The organism is Candidatus Avoscillospira sp. LCP25S3_F1 (assembly GCF_052117125.1).
Lineage (GTDB): Bacteria > Bacillota > Clostridia > Oscillospirales > Oscillospiraceae > Avoscillospira_A.
The window spans coordinates 102,436-118,281 of the sequence record NZ_JBQKJT010000010.1 but is presented as its reverse complement, the minus strand read 5'-3'; the positions used below and the strand labels follow the sequence as shown (position 1 = coordinate 118,281).

Here is a 15,846-nt window from a genome sequence, read left to right as displayed (position 1 = left end):
TTCGCAAATTAGATATAAAACCGTGTTATTAGTGTGTTACTATCTCCCCCGATTTACCCCACTTTCAACGGGCTGAAATGTTCAGTATTTGGGCGCTTCGGAGCGTTGCAGAGCATACTAATTCATGATATAATAAGGGTAAACATTTCTGCTTTTCATTTGCAAGGAGGGGAAACACATGAGAAAGATCAAGCGACTGCTGATTACTCTGATGACTGCTGTCCTGCTGGCAAGCATGGCCCCCGCTGCCTGTGCGGCGGACAAAGACGGCCCATCCGCTCCTGGGCTGGCTGCTCTGGCGACTGACCCCGACAGCACCAACGGTCTGAACGGTAAGACCGGCAGTAACGATAACTTCGACTACTCCAAGTACGACGTGGTCATGGAAATCTATGACATGGTAGAGGAAATCTCTGCGGAAGGTCATTGGTACACAGCCATTGAAGACTTTAAGTGGCCCGATGGCACAACCATTCTGCTGACCGTAAGTCGGAACAGTGACAAGGAAATTTTGGACTATATTGACATCCCCGATGGAAAGATTGTCGACGTCTATGATTTTGGCGTGTGGACGGACGAAACCTACACCTGCTGGGCACATTACGATACGACCGACGGCGAAAGCACTCAGCCAAGCCAGCCTATCGAACAGCCCACAGAACAGCCTTCCAAGCCTGTTGAACAGCCTGCGGAACAGCCCAGCACCCCCAGCACTTCCGGGCACTTATTCCAGCAACTTTACCGACGTACAGCCCGGTGCATGGTACTATGACGCAGTCATGACCATGGCTGACAACGGCATCCTCGCCGGCTATGGCAACGGCAAGTTCGGCCCCAATGACCCGCTGACCTATCAGCAGTTGTGGACTATCCTCGACCGTATCTGCAACTATGACGGTGACCTCTGGACTGAAAATGGACAGAACGCATGGTCTCCCCTCACCGTCACCCGTGCCGGTGCCGCATGGTGTTTGGCTGGCGGCAGATGGTCTGCTCTTGATAACGAAGGTCACAGTTACCGTGATATCGTGGCTAGGAATAGAGCCGCACACTATATCAACGGAACATTCATTAACACCATCGACGAATTCCCCGATGCTGATAAAATCCGTGCGTACACCGTCGAATTTGCCACAGACTATATGAACGACCACCCTGACGAACTCGACACTGTCTCCCATTTGTCTACGATGGTTCAGAAGGCTATCGTCAATGCCAGAAACTACGACTTCTTCGCCGGCGTTGACAATGCTGGTACGTTCAGCCCCGATACTCCTCTGACCCGTGCTCAGTTGTGTCAGGCGTTATACAATGCCGGAGTGTACGACACCGTCGAATAATTTCTTGCCCCAGCATTCCCGCTTTGCTCCTTATGCCCATATCAGTTTAAAAGCAGCTGAGAGGAAAGAGGATGCAAACCAGACGAAAAGCCGGTTATATTAACACGTTCAAGGAGTTTTCACAAGTGATTAAAATACTGTTTGTATGTCACGGCAATATTTGCCGCAGCCCCATGGCGGAATTTGTGATGAAAGACCTGGTGCGCAAGGCCGGACGGGCGGAGGAATTCTCCATTGCCTCAGCGGCCACCAGCACGGAGGAAATCGGAAACCCGGTCTATCCACCGGCCCGGCGGATGCTGGCCGCCCACGGCATTGACTGCACCGGCAAGACGGCCCGGCAGCTGCGCAAGGCCGACTATGCCCAGTATGACTATTTGATCGGCATGGATCAGGCCAATTTCCGCAATATGCAGCGGATGTGCGGCGGTGATCCTGACGGGAAAATTCATCTGCTGCTGGACTTCACCGACCGACCCGGTCAGGTGGCGGACCCCTGGTATACAGGGGATTTCCAGGCCACCTGGGAAGACGTGCTGGAGGGCTGTGTTGGTCTGCTGCGCCACATTGACAACCAGTAAAAACAAAATTATACCCCCGGTCTGCGGACGGCAGGCCGGGGGTTCTTGTGCTTACCGGAAGTCAAAGGTGCTCAGGTGCGTATCCCAGTCAATTTCCTTGAGGTTGCCGGGGTTGTACAGGACCATGACCACGTCGGGCTGGGTTTCGGCAATATACGTTTCCACGCTGCCGTTGAAGTACCGCAGATCCAATAGGTCCAGCTGAGCCACACCCTGGGACAGGAACGGGGCCACCACATTGGCAAAGGAATCCTTGATCAAAAGAATTTTTGTATCGTTGGGCGCCAGATGGTTTTCATACCGGACCACGGCGGAATCACTGTGGGCGTAGGCCGAATAGGGTGTCAGATACATATAGTTCTTTGTTTCAATGTGCTTCATATCATAGACCACGGAAAAATCGCCCGTCAGGTCCACCCCCAGAGCCGGGGCGTAGAACCGCAGGTCCGTGGGATAGGTGGGGTAGAGCAGTTCAATATCCTCCGGATTAGCCCGGGCCAGCGTCAGTCGCTTGCCCTGGGAGCCAAGAAACCAGTCTTCATAGACCTGAGCCGTGTACTGGTCCTGTTCAAAGTACGTCAGTGGGATGTTGCAGCCGTACAGGTTGTTGAGCCGCTGGGCAATGACGCCGGTGGCCCAGAGGCCTGTCCGGGGTTTCCAATGACTGTCGGTGACAAAGAACAGACTGTGGTGATCAAAGCCTGCGTTGTGGATTTCCTCCCGCATATCAATATAGGAGACGCCCGCCTGCTGCAAACCGCTTACCAGCGCGTCGGCATTCTCGTTGGAGAAGTCGCCCACTACGTTGTCGGTATACTTGCAGATCTTATAGGGGGCCTGGACATAGAGGAACCCGGCACCCAAAGATTCACAGTAGTCTTGCAGCAGGGAAACGGACCGAATGTTCTCGGTCATATCCTGTTTTTCCAGCACGGTGGCATAGTAATCGCCGGTGACCTGGGCAATGGCGTTATACTCGGGATAGGCTGTAATATTCCAACCGATTTTTTCTTGCATAGCGCTGGTCTGGGTCACCAGGGTGTCATAATAGGGGAGCATCTGCTTGCAATAGTCGGTCAGCGCCGTTTCGGCTTCGGTCACACGGTTTTTTAATTCCTGGAGAAAGGACACCTGGACGGTGGCCGATTGCTCCTGAAATGGATAGGTCAAAGACCAGTCGGTGGAACCGTCGTCGCCGGTGACCTGGACCTTGCCGCCGCCGTCACCGGCGGGGAATGCCTTTTGGGTCAGGGCATTGTCCATGCCCAACCCATCGATCAGAACTTCCTTAATGATGGCCCGGGCGGCGATGGAACAAAAGGCCAACAGCACCATCACCAGAAACAGCCAGGAAATGATGGATGTAAACGGTTTCTTTGCCATGACTGCCTCCTTAGAAGTTGAAGTAGATAAAGGGATTGTACGTGGTGCCTACCACCGACAGCAGGGACAGGGCCGCGGCTGCCAGCAGTACCACGGCGGTCACCAGATCGGCGGCTACGGCGGGCAGATGCCGTTTCACGAAGGGATATACCGGCAGGCAGAAGAACAGGGCCACCGGCAGAACATACTTGCAGCTGCTCAGGTACGTCCAGAAGGTCTCGTCGGTGAACCCGGCGGTGACATGGCCAAACATCTGTCCCATATACCGCAGGGCGGCGCCGATGCTCTCGGCCCGGAACAGAACCCAGCCCAGCAGCACCATCAGCCACACATACAGATGGGAGAAAATACCCAGTTTTTTTGCGAAGCCGAAGGTCTTCTCCGCCATCAGCAGAACAAAGTAGAACAGGCCCCAGGCCACAAAGGTCCAGTTCGCGCCGTGCCAGATACCTGTGAGGGCCCAGACCACAAAGATGTTGAACAACTGACGGCGGCGGGAGACCCGGTTGCCGCCCAGGGGGATATAGACGTAATCGCGGAACCAGGAGCTGAGAGAGATGTGCCAGCGCCGCCAGAAGTCCGTAATGCTGTTGGCCACATAGGGATAGTGAAAGTTTTCGGCAAAATGGAAGCCAAACATGCGGCCCAGACCGATGGCCATATCGGAATAGCCGGAGAAATCGAAGTAGATTTGCAGGGCGTAGGCGATGGCTCCCAGCCAGGCCGATGCTACGGAGATGGGCAGCAGAGACGATAACAGAAAGGTGTTATCGGCAATCTGGGCCATATAGTTGGCCAGCAGCAATTTTTTTGCCAGACCGAAAATAAACCGGGTCATACCCGCAGAGAAATCGGACCGTGTCTCCTTGCGGTGGAGAATTTCATCGGCAATTTGTTCATAGCGGACAATGGGACCGGCGATCAGTTGGGGAAACAGGGACACATACAGTCCCAGCCAAAAGACATTTTTCTGCACGGCGCTTTTGCCGTAGTACACGTCAAACAGATAGCTCATGAGCTGGAAAGTGAAAAAGGAAATACCGATGGGCAGGGCAATATCGATGGCCCCGGTGTCCATATGGAGCAGCAGTCCCAACTGCTGCCACAGGAAGGTCAGATACTTGAACACCACCAGCAGCAGCACATGGAGGCCAATGCCCAAGGTGAGCCATGGCTTTTTGCGATTGGATGCGGCGGCATCCATTTTCACGCCTACCAGCCACGTCATGATGATGGAGAGGATCATCAGAAAGACGAAAACCGGTTCGCCCCAGGCGTAGAAAAACAGGCTGGCAGCCAACAGGACCACATTGCGGTAGGTGCGGCTGCGAGTCAGGGGATTGAAGTACAGCAGCAGCACCACCGGCAGAAAGACAAAGAGAAATTCAATCGAAGAAAATACCACGTTTGCGCCTCCCACACGGTAAAATACGGTTCTATTCTACCAGTTATGTATCAAAAGGGCAAGTCCGATACACTCAAAAAACACACGGTCAACCGGGGAAACGCACATAAACCGGCCAGAGCCGCCCCGGAGTTTTGCACAGAATAAATGCTTCATTTTTTCAACATTATAGGGTATCCAATATTCCAGCAATATAGACGGTGAAACAACAGCCGGGACCGGACGTTTGGGCGTCTGGTCCCGGCTGTTTGTCAGTCTTATGAAGCTGCGGCGGTCATCCGTTGCCGGTGGGGATAAAGGGACGGATGGCCATGGCCACATTGGAAATGGGCATGGTCTGGAGCCACACCTTGCCTGGGCCGGTTAAAAGGGTATTGAACAGGCCCTCACCGCCCAGGAATTTGTTTTTCAGACCCGGTACCTGCCGGATATCCATGGAGACGGAGGGCGTAAAGCCTGCCACATTGCCCGTGTCTACAATGAGCTGCTGACCCGGCGCCAGATCGTACTCCACCAGCTCGCCGTCAATTTCGGCAAAGGCCATGCCATGGCCGGAGAGCCGCTGCATGATAAAGCCCTCGCCGCCAAAGAATCCGGCTCCCAGCTTTTTGCTGAAGTGGATGGACAGCTCCACACCGGCTTCCGATGCCAAAAAGGCGTTTTTCTGTAGAATCATCTCCCGACCGGGACCGATTTCCAGGGGCATGATACGGCCGGGGAAGCTGGAGCCAAAGGCAATGGTGCCTTGGCCCTTGGATGTGTAGATGTTCTGGAACATGCTCTCACCGGAAAATGCACGGGAAAACATTTTGCCAAGGCCGCCGCCGGACGTTTCCATCTGTAGATTGGGGGTCATCCAGACCATGGAGCCCTTTTCCGTGATCATCTGTTCGCCGTCCTGAAGGGTGCAGATCACGACGGGAAAGGCGCCGCCGGCCAGTTCATATTGCATGGGAATACCTCCTTGTATCTATGGGATGGCTCCATCATACGATGGAATGGACGTTTCGTCAAGCGGACAGCGGCCACCCCGTTGCCGGGATGGCCGCTGTCCTTGGAGTGTGTATGTTTGGAGGTGTATGGATTCCTATGGAAAACAATCGGGAAGCATCAGACCTTGGCGATGTCGCTGTCCTTCATTCCCAGACCACGCATGATGTCGTCCAGGGCGGCGCGCTTCTCGGGGGCCAAAGCCGGGCACTCATAAGAGTTCAGCAGGGCGTCCATGCGCTTGTGGATGGAATCGTAGAGGGCCTGGTTGGGATCGCCCTTGGTGTTGGAGTGGATGGAAACCTGATGATACCAGGGGTCGATGCGGCAGCGCTCATAGGTGTGGTCCAGGGTGATGTATACGCCGCCTTCGTCCTCAATGGCTTCCTTGATGGCGTCGAACGCCAAAGCGTCTTCGTCGCAGGGCAGATCGGAGAAGTAGTACTTCATACGGGTGAAGGTCTCAATATCCAGCAGGAACTTCTCGAAGCTGACGGTGTTGAAGGAGTGCAGGGAGCCGCAGGCGTGCATCATCAGGTTGGCGCCCTCGGCGAAGGACTCGAACATGCTCATGGCGCTCTCCACACCGGCCTGGGCCGTCAGACCGGAAGCATCGGACATACCGCCGCCGCTGCGGCAGGCCAAGCCGTACTTTTTGGCCATCAACGCACCGTACTTGGCCTCCTTGACGAAGCCGGGGCTGGCGTTGGAAGCCTGCATATTCTTCATATCGCTGACGGTGGAAGCAAAGCCGTAGACCACAGGGGTGCCGGGACGGACCATCTGGGCGTAGACGTTGATGCCCAGGAATTCGGCGTTGGCCTGGGACACGTTGCCGGCCAGGGAGATGGGGCCTGTAGCGCCGGCCATGTTGCCGGGGGCGATAACCAACGGCTGACCGTTGAGGGCGCAGACGTCAATGGTATCGATGGTGGCTTCGGTGACGCCCAGAGGGCTCAGGGGAGAGATCAGGTTAAAGGTACAGGGGATTTCGGTGATGTCGCCGTCGAAGACAATGCGCATCATCTTCATAATGTTTTCGGCCTGGACCTTGCCGCCGCAGACAGAGAACAGCGCCTTGTCGGAACGGCAGAGGGTGGCGTACACCATGGCCTCGGCGGAGATTTCTGCTTCGATGTCGGAGGGTTGGGCCAGGATACCGCCGTTGATGGCGAACTCCTCACTCTGCTGGACGATGACGGCCAGCTTCAGGAAGTCATCAAAGGTAGCGGGGCGAACGGTGCCGTCGGTCTCCACCACGGAGGGGCTGCCGTAACCGGGGGTCATATAGATGTCCTCGGTGTTCATCTTTACGTCGTACTTGCTGTTGCGGGCACGAACCACAAAGTCCTTCTTGGCCACGGCCAGAGCGTCCATAACCTGCTGCTCGGTGAAGTACGCACGGTTGCCCTCTACACGGACACCCTTGCTGCGCAGCAGCTCCAAGGCGTGCTCGGACAGAAAAGCGATACCGATTTCCTCCAGAATGCGCAGGGTATTCTTGTGGATCAGCTCCACGATCTCAGCGTCGCGGATGGCCTGCTGCTCTTTTCTCGTCATGATGCGTTCCTCCTAAATAGTTGTGGATATGGAATTCAGCGAGGGTAATCACAAGGGTAATCTTGATTACTTTTTAGGGTAAAAAGGAAATACTGATACGCGGGGTACCAGTATTTCGCACAGGTCAGGGGGTGGCGTCCAAGGGCACGCCGGCGGGCAAAAACCGCTGGAACAGAGTATAAATCAATTGATAGCATTCCTCGGCAGCGGACCGGATTTGGCTGTCGGTCATGGTGACGCCGGAATACTGGGTGAAAATGCCGTTGAATACGGCCACAGTCAGGCGGCTCAACAGGGTCGCGTCCTCCAGGGACAGGACGCCGGCATGGGCGGCCCGCCGCAGGCGAAGCAGTTCGCGCTCCTGTAAATTGTTGCTGAAAATAATGCTGGCGGAAAAACCATCAAACCGCCGTTGGACCTCGGGGAACATCTGATAATATTCGTAGACGCAATCTTCCAGCATATCCCGATGGTCGCTGAAAAACATCAGCTCATAATAGGGCTTGTTGCGGAAGGCTTCCTCGATGAAGCATTTCCATAACAGAAGATCGATCTGGATAGAGGACAAATCCTCCCGGGAGGACAACCTGATAAACTCAATAATGTACGGTTCGAGAAACCGCACGGAAGCCAGCATAATCAGGTGTTCCTTGTTTTCGAAATGTTTGTAGAGCACGGCGCTGGTACATCCGGCCCGTTCGGCGACTTTGCGGATGGTGACACTCTCAATGCCCTCTTGCTGTAGAATCTCACTGGTGATCTCAATGTAACGGATTTTACGAAGTGGCTTCAAGGAGTCACCGCCTTTGGTAATCTTGATTACCATAAATATATACGGTATTATATCAAATGTCAAGTAAAAACTACCGAATGGTTTTTGTGTACTTTATATAAAAATGGTACAAATACCGACTGTGGGCCACTTTTTGCACAACAGGGGATTGACAAAGAACCCAATCTGTAGTATCCTGTAATCAGTAATTAGAATAATTCTAATTACTAAAATTAAAAGCAAGACAGCCGGTGCTGGCCGCAGCATGGGGCATACCGGTTACAAAACAATGCAAACAGGAGGAATTTACCATGAGAAGTATTACCACATTGGATTTGCAGTACGCCCACAGATTTTACGGCTTTAAAGGGGAAGCCCAGTACCTGCACGGCCACACCGGCGTGCTGACCATCGAAGTAGAGGACACCGTGGAGCCCGGCGTCAATATGGTGTTCCCCTGTAACGAGATTCAGAAGACGGCCTGGTCGGTGCTGAAGAATTTTGATCACGCGCTGATTCTCCGGGAGGATGATCCTCTGCTGCCCGCCATTCTGGACGTCTATGAGAAGCAGGGGATCCGCAACGGTGCGCCCCAGAACCAGATGAAGGGCCCCGCCTTTGAGACGGCACTGGCCAAGGCTTACCCCGAATGTCGTCTGGTGGTTACCAAGGAGACCATGACCGTGGAGGGCATGATCAAGATCGTCTATGATCTGCTGAAAGATAAGCTGAACATTGCCAAGATCACCTTTACCAGCGGCGTCAATGCGGCGTCCGCTGAGTTTGACACCCACAATCAGATTGACCGCTGCCCCCTGTGCGGCATTGCCCTGAACGAAAAGGGTGTTTGCCCCAAGTGCGGCTATAAAAAGGGCTGAGTTGCCCCAATCACAACCGGGCGTGCCGTTGGCGGCACGCCCGGTTCAACCTGTTGAGAAACCCGGTTTATGCTTGATACATAAACCGGGTTTCTTAGGTAAACGATAACGGACTCGAACCGCTGACCGAACCGGGGCCTGCGGCCCGGTTCCCGCTGCGGCGGGGTGATTGAAATAGCGAAGGGTCAGCGGATGAACCTTTTCAGTAAAAAAGAAAAGAGGCAGGATATCTCCTGCCTCTTTGGTGGACGATAACGGACTCGAACCGCTGACCCTTCGCACGTCAAGCGAATGCTCTACCAGCTGAGCTAATCGTCCAGCGCCCCATTATTATATCCCGGGGCTGTGAAAAAGTCAATAGGTTTTTTAAAAAATTTTTACGCGGTTTTTTGTGACAGATACAGGGCAATGAGATAGTCGGCGACGGCCCCGTAGGACTGAACGCCATCTTCCTGGTCGAAGGCTTTCAGATAGGCATCGTTGGCCTCCTGGGCCACCTCCTGGACTTTACCTTCATATTGGGCGTAATGGGTGTTGGCGGCGGCGCAGTCGGCCCGCACCTGTTTCGAGGCTGTTTCCCACACCTGAGCAGCCAACTCCCGGTCGGCGCTGTGGAGGGCGTTATAACAGTAGACAAAGGCCGAGTAGGCGCCGGAATAGCGAAATTCCACATTGTCTGATGCCATGCAGGCCAGATACGCGCAGAAGTTGGCGTCGTTCTCGGCGGCATAGCCCTGACGGTGGGCCAGCTCGTGGCACATGGTAAAGGGCAGGGAAGCGGCATAGGTATCGGGATTTACATTGCTCTCGCCGGTGAAGGGAATAAAGATACCGGTAATGCCGGAATAGGAGTACAGGGGCCAGGCCGTTAGCTTTTTAACCGTGGCTCCGGCTTCCGTAAAGCAGTCGTACTGCCGGGACAGAGCGGCGTAACCCTTGCCGGCCGCTTTGGCCAGGGTGGAGAAGTCGGAAAATTGGGTGACGTTCTGACTGTCGGACGGCATCTGGGCGGCCAGGGTGTTGGCCTGTTCCGCATACCAGAGGGCGGCATTGTAGACCTCGTCCACCGAATAGGGACGGGTTTTCAGCCCCATACGCTCTCCCACCGTGGGGCCAAAGTGGTTCAGCCCCCACAATGCCACAAACAGCAGTACCAGGGTGCAGACGGTGACCAGAACGCCGGACAGCCACCGGAGGACCCGGCCCCGACGCAGACACTCAATCAGCGTATAGATAGCCCAGAGAATCAGCAGCAGCGCCAGCACTTCCCACACGGCAAAGGGGACCACGCCGGTGAGCCCAGACAGAACCGACAGGGCTTTTTGGGAAAATTCCTGGTAGCAGTCAAACATGGGGGCGGGAGCCGCGGCGCCGATGGCCAGCAGCAGTCCCGTCAGTACCAAAAGAATTGCGGAGAAGATGACACGGGAAATGGTTTTCATGGGATGCTCCTTTGGGTGTGCAGAGTCATTACACTATAGTTTACTGCAAAGCTATGAACAAATATACCATAAACTTCCGAAAAATAAAAGGGAAACCGCCGCTTTTGGTTGACAATCCGGGGTGAGGGGATATAATGATACTGTTATATCACCGGCGGGGCGCGTCATTGTTGCCAAGTGTCGTTCCTCTGCCGCATTACGGAGGCTTTGAAAATGCTGAAAAACACCGAAAAGACCATGGACAAGATCGTTGCCCTGTGCAAGGGCCGCGGCTTTGTGTTCTCCGGTTCCGAGATCTATGGCGGCCTGGCCAATACCTGGGATTACGGCCCCCTGGGCGTGGAGCTGAAAAACAACGTCAAGAAGGCCTGGTGGAAGAAGTTCGTTCAGGAAAACCCCTACAACGTGGGTCTGGATTCCGCCATTCTGATGAACCCCCAGACGTGGGTGGCCTCCGGCCATTTGGGCGGCTTCGCCGATCCCCTCATGGACTGCAAGGAGTGCAAGGAGCGCTTCCGCGCCGACAAGCTCATTGAGGATTGGGCTGCTGAAAACGGCGTGACCCTGGAGAAGCCCATCGACGCCTTCTCCCAGGCGGAGATGAAGGACTTCATCGAATCCAACAACATTCCCTGCCCCACCTGCGGCAAGCATAACTTTACCGATATCCGTCAGTTCAATCTGATGTTCAAGACCTTCCAGGGCGTCACCGAGGACGCCAAGAACACGGTCTATCTGCGCCCCGAGACGGCCCAGGGCATTTTCGTCAACTTCCAGAACATTGTCCGCACCACCCGCCGCAAGCTGCCCTTCGGCGTGTGCCAGGTGGGCAAATCCTTCCGCAACGAGATCACCCCCGGCAACTTTACGTTCCGGACCCGCGAGTTCGAGCAGATGGAGCTGGAGTTCTTCTGTGAGCCCGGCACCGATCTGGAGTGGTTCCAGTATTGGAGAGGCTTCTGCCGCGACTGGCTCCTGAGCCTCAACATGAAGGAGGGGAATCTGCGCCTCCGTGACCACGACCCCGAGGAGCTGTGCTTCTATTCCAAGGCTACCACGGACTTTGAGTTCCTGTTCCCCTTTGGCTGGGGCGAGCTGTGGGGCGTGGCCGACCGGACCGACTACGACCTGACCCAGCACCAGACCACTTCCGGCAAGGATATGACCTACTTCAACCAGGAGAAGAACGAGCGGTTTATCCCCTATGTGGTGGAGCCCTCTCTGGGCGCCGACCGCGTGACCCTGGCTTTCCTGGTGGAGGCCTACGACGAGGAGGTTGTGGGCCAGGACAAGAACGGCAACGACGATATTCGTGTGGTCATGCACTTCCACCCGGCCCTGGCGCCCTTCAAGGCCGCCGTCCTGCCCCTGTCCAAGAAGCTGACCCCCGCCGCCGAGGAGCTGTACCACGAGCTGCAAAAGGACTTTATGGTGGACTTCGACGACGCTGGTTCCATCGGCAAGCGCTACCGCCGCGAGGATGAGATCGGTACGCCCTACTGCATCACCGTGGACTTCCAGACCGTGGGCGACGACAAGACTCCGGCGGATCACTGTGTCACCATCCGCGACCGCGACACCATGGACCAGGTGCGCGTACCCATTTCCGAGGTCAAAAACTGGCTGGCCGAGCGGGTGAAGTTCTGATCGCCGACTTCCAGGTTATTTATTGATGGATCAATTTCATCCGGGGGTGCTGTGATGCAGCACCCCCGGTACTTTTGCGCAAATTACCAAACGGAGGAACACCATGGGAAAAGCCATCGACGCATATAAACGCTTCCGGGCGTTTTTAGACCCCTGCCGCCCGGATACGCCGCCCCGCAGACGGTGGCTGCTGACAGCCCTCACGTTGCTGGCGCTGGCGGTGGGCGTTTTGTATCTCACCTGTACAGGGCTGCTCATCGGGTCACTGTACTTTGTACGGCCGCGGCTCATGAGCTATTTTGCCATTCCTGGACTGGCGGCGCTGAACCTGCTGGTGGTGGCGCTGCTGATGGCCTTCTTCTTTTTTCTCACCAATCGGGCCTGGGCGGCCTTTGCCCTGTCGTCACTGCTGGTTCATGCTGCCACCATGGCCAACTATTACAAGGTGATTTTCCGGGATGACTATCTGGCCTTCGAGGATTTAACGCTGCTGGGACCGGCGGCGGCCATTGCCGGGCAATACAATATTGAATTGCAGCCCCTGTTCCGGAAGGTGATCCTGCTCAGTATTGTGGGCACGGTGGTTCTGTGGCTCCTGTGCCGCTGGCGGCTGCGGCGGCGCTGGACTGCGCTGGGGTTGGTGCTGACGGTGGCCGTCAGTGTGGGCGCCTTTCAGCTGTGGTACCGGGACGATAAACTATACAGCAGCTTTCACAATTTGGAATTGTTCAATGAGTGGGTACCCAAAGAGAAGGCCGCTTCCTACGGCTTTTTCTACACCTTTGTTCACTCCATTGTCGATGTGCTGCCGGACCCGCCGGAGCACTATTCCAAGGAGCGGGCCCAGGAACTGCTGGCCCAATACCCGGAGGGAGATATTGATACCAAGGTCAATGTGATTGCTGTTATGCTGGAGAGCTTTTCCGATCTGTCGGTGCTGGAACCAACGGGGCTGCAGGCCGATCCCTATGCGGCGCTGCGGGATATTTGGGCTGAAAGCTGTCACGGGACGCTGCTGGTGGACACCCTGGGTGGCGGCACCATCAACAGTGAGCGCAGCTTCCTGACAGGATACACCTATCCGCAGCCGGACTACGGCCATCCGACGGAGTCCTTCGTCCGGTATTTTGCCCGACAGGGTTATGTCACCGAGGGGTCCCACCCCGGCCACGACTGGTATTATGACCGTCAGAATGTCAATCAGAATCTGGGCTTTGACCAGTATTATTTCTCCGAGAATTTTTACAGCAGCCGTACCGACGCCGAATATGCACCGGACAGTGTCTTTTTCCCCGGTGTGCTGGAGCTGTACGAAAACCGGGACCCGGATACTCCCTACTTTGGATTCCATGTGAGCTACCAGGGACATTCGCCCTATGTGGCCACGGAGCGCCTGTACGACACGGAGTATGTGGAGCGGGGCTATCTGACGGAGGCCAGCTACAATATGGTCAACAACTACCTGGGCGGCGTAGCCAATACGGCAGAGCAGGTGGCCGCCTTTACGGAAGCCTTGCGGGATGAGGAAGACCCGGTGGTTCTGGTGTTTTTCGGCGACCATAAGCCCACATTGGGCAGCGCCAACAGCCTCTATACCGAGCTGCATATGGACCTGAACCGCAGTACCGGCGAGGGATTCCGCAATTTCTACTCCACACCCTACTGGATTTGGATGAACGACGCGGCCAAGGAGGCCCTCGGCACGGACCCGGCGGGGACAGGCCCCGACATCGGACCCTATTTTCTCATGGCCCAGGTTTTTGAGGTTTGCGGCTGGTCGGGACCGTCGTATTTGCAGTATCAGCAGGAATTGCGCCGGACGCTGCCGGTGATTCACGCGGAGGGAACGTTCCTGGAAAACGGCGTATGGACAAAACAACTTTCGGTAAATTCTCAAAAACTACTGGAAATACAGGAGATTATGCAGTATTATTTAAGACGGACCAAATACAAGTAATGGGGTTTGGAGCCCCTGGTTAAGGACTTTGTATGCGGAACCGGCATCCGTATGGAGATGTCGTTGGATAACTTCTTATGGAAAAGGAAGGATCGCTATGGAAAACAAGTATCAGGCTCTGGCCGTCAATGCGACCAAAGCCCGTCTGCTGGCAGTCCAGATGGTACATGATGCTGCCTCCGGTCACCCCGGCGGCTCCCTCAGCTGCCTGGATGTGCTGACCACCCTCTACTTCCACGTTATGAAGGTAGACCCCAAGAACCCCCGTGACCCGGACCGTGACCGCTTCGTCATGTCCAAGGGCCACTGTTCTCCCGCCCTGTATCCCACGCTGGCCCTGCGCGGCTTCTTCCCGGTGGAGGATCTGAAAATGTTCCGCTCCATCGACGGCCATATGTCCGGCCATGTGGAGATGCACCACGTTCCCGGCGTAGATATGTCTACCGGCTCCCTGGGCCAGGGCATCTCCGCTGCCGTCGGCATGGCGCTGGGCGGCAAGCTCAATCACAAGAACTACCGTGTCTACTCCATCCTGGGCGACGGCGAGATCGCCGAGGGCCAGGTGTGGGAGGCCTTTATGTCCGCTGCCAAGTACAAGCTGGACAATCTGTGCGCTGTCATCGACGTCAACGGCCTGCAAATTGACGGCCGCACCGCGGATGTCATGCCCTCCGAGCCCCTGGACAAGAAGTGCGAGGCCTTCGGCTGGCATGTCATCAAGATCGATGGCCACAACTACGACGAGATCGTCAAGGCCTTCGAGGAGGCTGCCGCCACCAAGGGTCAGCCCACCATGATCCTGGCCAAGACCGTGAAGGGCAAGGGCGTCAGCTTTATGGAGAACGACGCCGGCTGGCATGGCAAGGCGCCCAACGACGAGCAGATGGCCCAGGCCAAGGCCGAGCTGGAAGCCAAACTGAAGGAATTGGAGGGCTAAATCATGGCAGAGAAAATCGCAACCCGTGCCGCCTACGGCAATGCGCTGGTAGAGCTGGCTGAAAAATATCCCGATCTGGTGGTGTTTGACGCCGACCTGGCGGGCGCTACCATGACCAAAGGCTTTATGAAGGCCTATCCCGACCGCTTCTTCGATATGGGCATCGCGGAGTGCAACATGGTGGGCGTGGCCGCCGGCCTTTCCACCTGCGGCAAGAAGCCCTTTGTCAACACCTTTGCCATGTTCGCCGCCGGCCGTGCCTGGGAGCAGGTCCGCAACAGCGTCTGCTATCCCCACCTGAACGTCAAGGTCATCGGTTCCCACGGCGGCCTCAGCGTCGGCGAGGACGGCGCCACCCACCAGTGCATCGAGGATTTCGCCATTATGCGCGCCATCCCCGGTATGGTGGTTCTGTGCCCCTGTGACGGCCATGAGATGCGTCTGGCCACTGAGGCCCTGCTGAACTATGAGGGCCCCGCCTATATGCGTCTGGGCCGCCTGGCTGTGGAGACGGTCACCGATTCCATCGAGGGCTATACCTTTGAGATCGGCAAGGCTTCCAAGCTGGTTGAGGGTAAGGACGTGACCATCATCGCCACCGGTATGATGGTGCAGATGGCGCTGAAGGCCGCCGAAGCGCTGAAGGCCGAGGGTATCTCTGCCCGCGTGCTGGATATGCACACCATCAAGCCCCTGGACGAGGCCGCCGTTCTGGCTGCCGCCAAGGAGACCGGCTGCATCGTCACCACCGAGGAAGCCAACGTGCTGGGTGGCCTGGGTGCTGCTGTCTGTGAGTACCTGGCCGAGGCTTGCCCGGTACCCGTGATCCGTCATGGTGTCAACGATGAGTTTGGCCGCTCCGGCAAGGCCGAGAAGGTTCTGGAAGCCTATGGGCTGACGCCTGAGAAGATCGCCGAGTGCGCGAAGAAGGCTGTTTCTCTGAAAAAGTAAGCA

Annotated in this window: 14 protein-coding genes and 1 tRNA gene; 8 read left to right on the top strand and 7 right to left on the bottom strand. The window is 56.0% G+C overall.

From position 1 onward, the window contains the following. The first annotated feature begins 178 nt into the window (after positions 1 to 178). From ACTQ33_RS10695 to ACTQ33_RS10685, 3 genes are all read left to right on the top strand, one after another. On the top strand, positions 179 to 772 hold the full coding sequence (locus tag ACTQ33_RS10695) for a hypothetical protein (protein ID WP_441464589.1): 594 nt from the start codon (positions 179 to 181) through the stop codon (positions 770 to 772). Between the two features lie 7 nt (positions 773 to 779). Beyond that, on the top strand, positions 780 to 1,340 hold the full coding sequence (locus tag ACTQ33_RS10690) for an S-layer homology domain-containing protein (protein ID WP_441464588.1): 561 nt from the start codon (positions 780 to 782) through the stop codon (positions 1,338 to 1,340). A gap of 125 nt (positions 1,341 to 1,465) precedes the next feature. Continuing rightward, entirely contained in the window at positions 1,466 to 1,921 is a 456-nt protein-coding gene (locus ACTQ33_RS10685; RefSeq protein ID WP_441464587.1) for a low molecular weight protein-tyrosine-phosphatase, read from the top strand. Positions 1,922 to 1,972: 51 nt separating this feature from the next. Here the strand turns inward: ACTQ33_RS10685 and ACTQ33_RS10680 are convergent, their stop codons facing one another. The 5 genes from ACTQ33_RS10680 to ACTQ33_RS10660 form a co-directional block, all read right to left on the bottom strand. Beyond that, positions 1,973 to 3,304, bottom strand: coding sequence for an alginate O-acetyltransferase AlgX-related protein (locus ACTQ33_RS10680; RefSeq protein ID WP_441464586.1), 1,332 nt, complete (start codon positions 3,302 to 3,304; stop codon positions 1,973 to 1,975). A gap of 10 nt (positions 3,305 to 3,314) precedes the next feature. After that, positions 3,315 to 4,709 carry an MBOAT family O-acyltransferase gene (locus tag ACTQ33_RS10675; protein ID WP_441464585.1) on the bottom strand — a complete coding sequence of 465 codons (1,395 nt, stop codon included), beginning with the start codon at positions 4,707 to 4,709 and terminating at the stop codon, positions 3,315 to 3,317. A gap of 274 nt (positions 4,710 to 4,983) precedes the next feature. After that, entirely contained in the window at positions 4,984 to 5,661 is a 678-nt protein-coding gene (locus ACTQ33_RS10670; RefSeq protein ID WP_441464584.1) for a TIGR00266 family protein, read from the bottom strand. A 158-nt stretch (positions 5,662 to 5,819) separates the two neighbouring features. Further along, positions 5,820 to 7,259, bottom strand: coding sequence for a trimethylamine methyltransferase family protein (locus ACTQ33_RS10665; RefSeq protein WP_441464583.1), 1,440 nt, complete (start codon positions 7,257 to 7,259; stop codon positions 5,820 to 5,822). Positions 7,260 to 7,383: 124 nt separating this feature from the next. Then, a complete protein-coding gene (locus ACTQ33_RS10660; RefSeq protein WP_441464582.1) occupies positions 7,384 to 8,052 on the bottom strand; it encodes a TetR/AcrR family transcriptional regulator in 669 nt (222 codons plus the stop codon). 290 nt (positions 8,053 to 8,342) lie between these two features. Here ACTQ33_RS10660 and ACTQ33_RS10655 point away from each other — a divergent pair, with 290 nt between their 5' ends. Then, positions 8,343 to 8,909, top strand: coding sequence for a 6-carboxytetrahydropterin synthase (locus ACTQ33_RS10655; RefSeq protein WP_441464581.1), 567 nt, complete (start codon positions 8,343 to 8,345; stop codon positions 8,907 to 8,909). A gap of 242 nt (positions 8,910 to 9,151) precedes the next feature. On the opposite strand, the gene ACTQ33_RS10650 is transcribed toward ACTQ33_RS10655, so the two are convergent. Next, positions 9,152 to 9,227, bottom strand: a tRNA-Val gene (locus ACTQ33_RS10650). Between the two features lie 59 nt (positions 9,228 to 9,286). Next, a complete protein-coding gene (locus ACTQ33_RS10645) occupies positions 9,287 to 10,351 on the bottom strand; it encodes a DUF3810 domain-containing protein (RefSeq protein ID WP_441464580.1) in 1,065 nt (354 codons plus the stop codon). Positions 10,352 to 10,564: 213 nt separating this feature from the next. On the opposite strand from ACTQ33_RS10645, the gene ACTQ33_RS10640 reads away from it, so the two are divergent. The 4 genes from ACTQ33_RS10640 to ACTQ33_RS10625 all read left to right on the top strand — a co-directional run bounded on the left by ACTQ33_RS10640 (position 10,565) and on the right by ACTQ33_RS10625 (position 15,843). Then, positions 10,565 to 11,998 carry a glycine--tRNA ligase gene (locus ACTQ33_RS10640; RefSeq protein WP_441464579.1) on the top strand — a complete coding sequence of 478 codons (1,434 nt, stop codon included), beginning with the start codon at positions 10,565 to 10,567 and terminating at the stop codon, positions 11,996 to 11,998. Positions 11,999 to 12,101: 103 nt separating this feature from the next. After that, entirely contained in the window at positions 12,102 to 13,955 is a 1,854-nt protein-coding gene (locus tag ACTQ33_RS10635) for an LTA synthase family protein (RefSeq protein WP_441464578.1), read from the top strand. Between the two features lie 97 nt (positions 13,956 to 14,052). After that, the gene (locus ACTQ33_RS10630) at positions 14,053 to 14,892 is read left to right on the top strand and encodes a transketolase (RefSeq protein WP_441464577.1); all 840 of its coding nucleotides are present in this window, start codon (positions 14,053 to 14,055) and stop codon (positions 14,890 to 14,892) included. A gap of 3 nt (positions 14,893 to 14,895) precedes the next feature. After that, a complete protein-coding gene (locus ACTQ33_RS10625) occupies positions 14,896 to 15,843 on the top strand; it encodes a transketolase family protein (RefSeq protein ID WP_441464576.1) in 948 nt (315 codons plus the stop codon). The last annotated feature ends 3 nt before the right edge of the window (positions 15,844 to 15,846 follow it).

Excerpts from the sequence above, each read along its gene's own strand:
- ACTQ33_RS10695 (WP_441464589.1), top strand. The coding sequence starts at position 179 with ATGAGAAAGATCAAGCGACTGCTGATTACTCTGATGACTGCTGTCCTG.
- ACTQ33_RS10690 (WP_441464588.1), top strand. The coding sequence starts at position 780 with ATGACCATGGCTGACAACGGCATCCTCGCCGGCTATGGCAACGGCAAG.
- ACTQ33_RS10680 (WP_441464586.1), bottom strand. The coding sequence starts at position 3,304 with ATGGCAAAGAAACCGTTTACATCCATCATTTCCTGGCTGTTTCTGGTG.
- ACTQ33_RS10670 (WP_441464584.1), bottom strand. The coding sequence starts at position 5,661 with ATGCAATATGAACTGGCCGGCGGCGCCTTTCCCGTCGTGATCTGCACC.
- ACTQ33_RS10665 (WP_441464583.1), bottom strand. The coding sequence starts at position 7,259 with ATGACGAGAAAAGAGCAGCAGGCCATCCGCGACGCTGAGATCGTGGAG.
- ACTQ33_RS10655 (WP_441464581.1), top strand. The coding sequence starts at position 8,343 with ATGAGAAGTATTACCACATTGGATTTGCAGTACGCCCACAGATTTTAC.
- ACTQ33_RS10645 (WP_441464580.1), bottom strand. The coding sequence starts at position 10,351 with ATGAAAACCATTTCCCGTGTCATCTTCTCCGCAATTCTTTTGGTACTG.
- ACTQ33_RS10640 (WP_441464579.1), top strand. The coding sequence starts at position 10,565 with ATGCTGAAAAACACCGAAAAGACCATGGACAAGATCGTTGCCCTGTGC.
- ACTQ33_RS10635 (WP_441464578.1), top strand. The coding sequence starts at position 12,102 with ATGGGAAAAGCCATCGACGCATATAAACGCTTCCGGGCGTTTTTAGAC.
- ACTQ33_RS10630 (WP_441464577.1), top strand. The coding sequence starts at position 14,053 with ATGGAAAACAAGTATCAGGCTCTGGCCGTCAATGCGACCAAAGCCCGT.
- ACTQ33_RS10625 (WP_441464576.1), top strand. The coding sequence starts at position 14,896 with ATGGCAGAGAAAATCGCAACCCGTGCCGCCTACGGCAATGCGCTGGTA.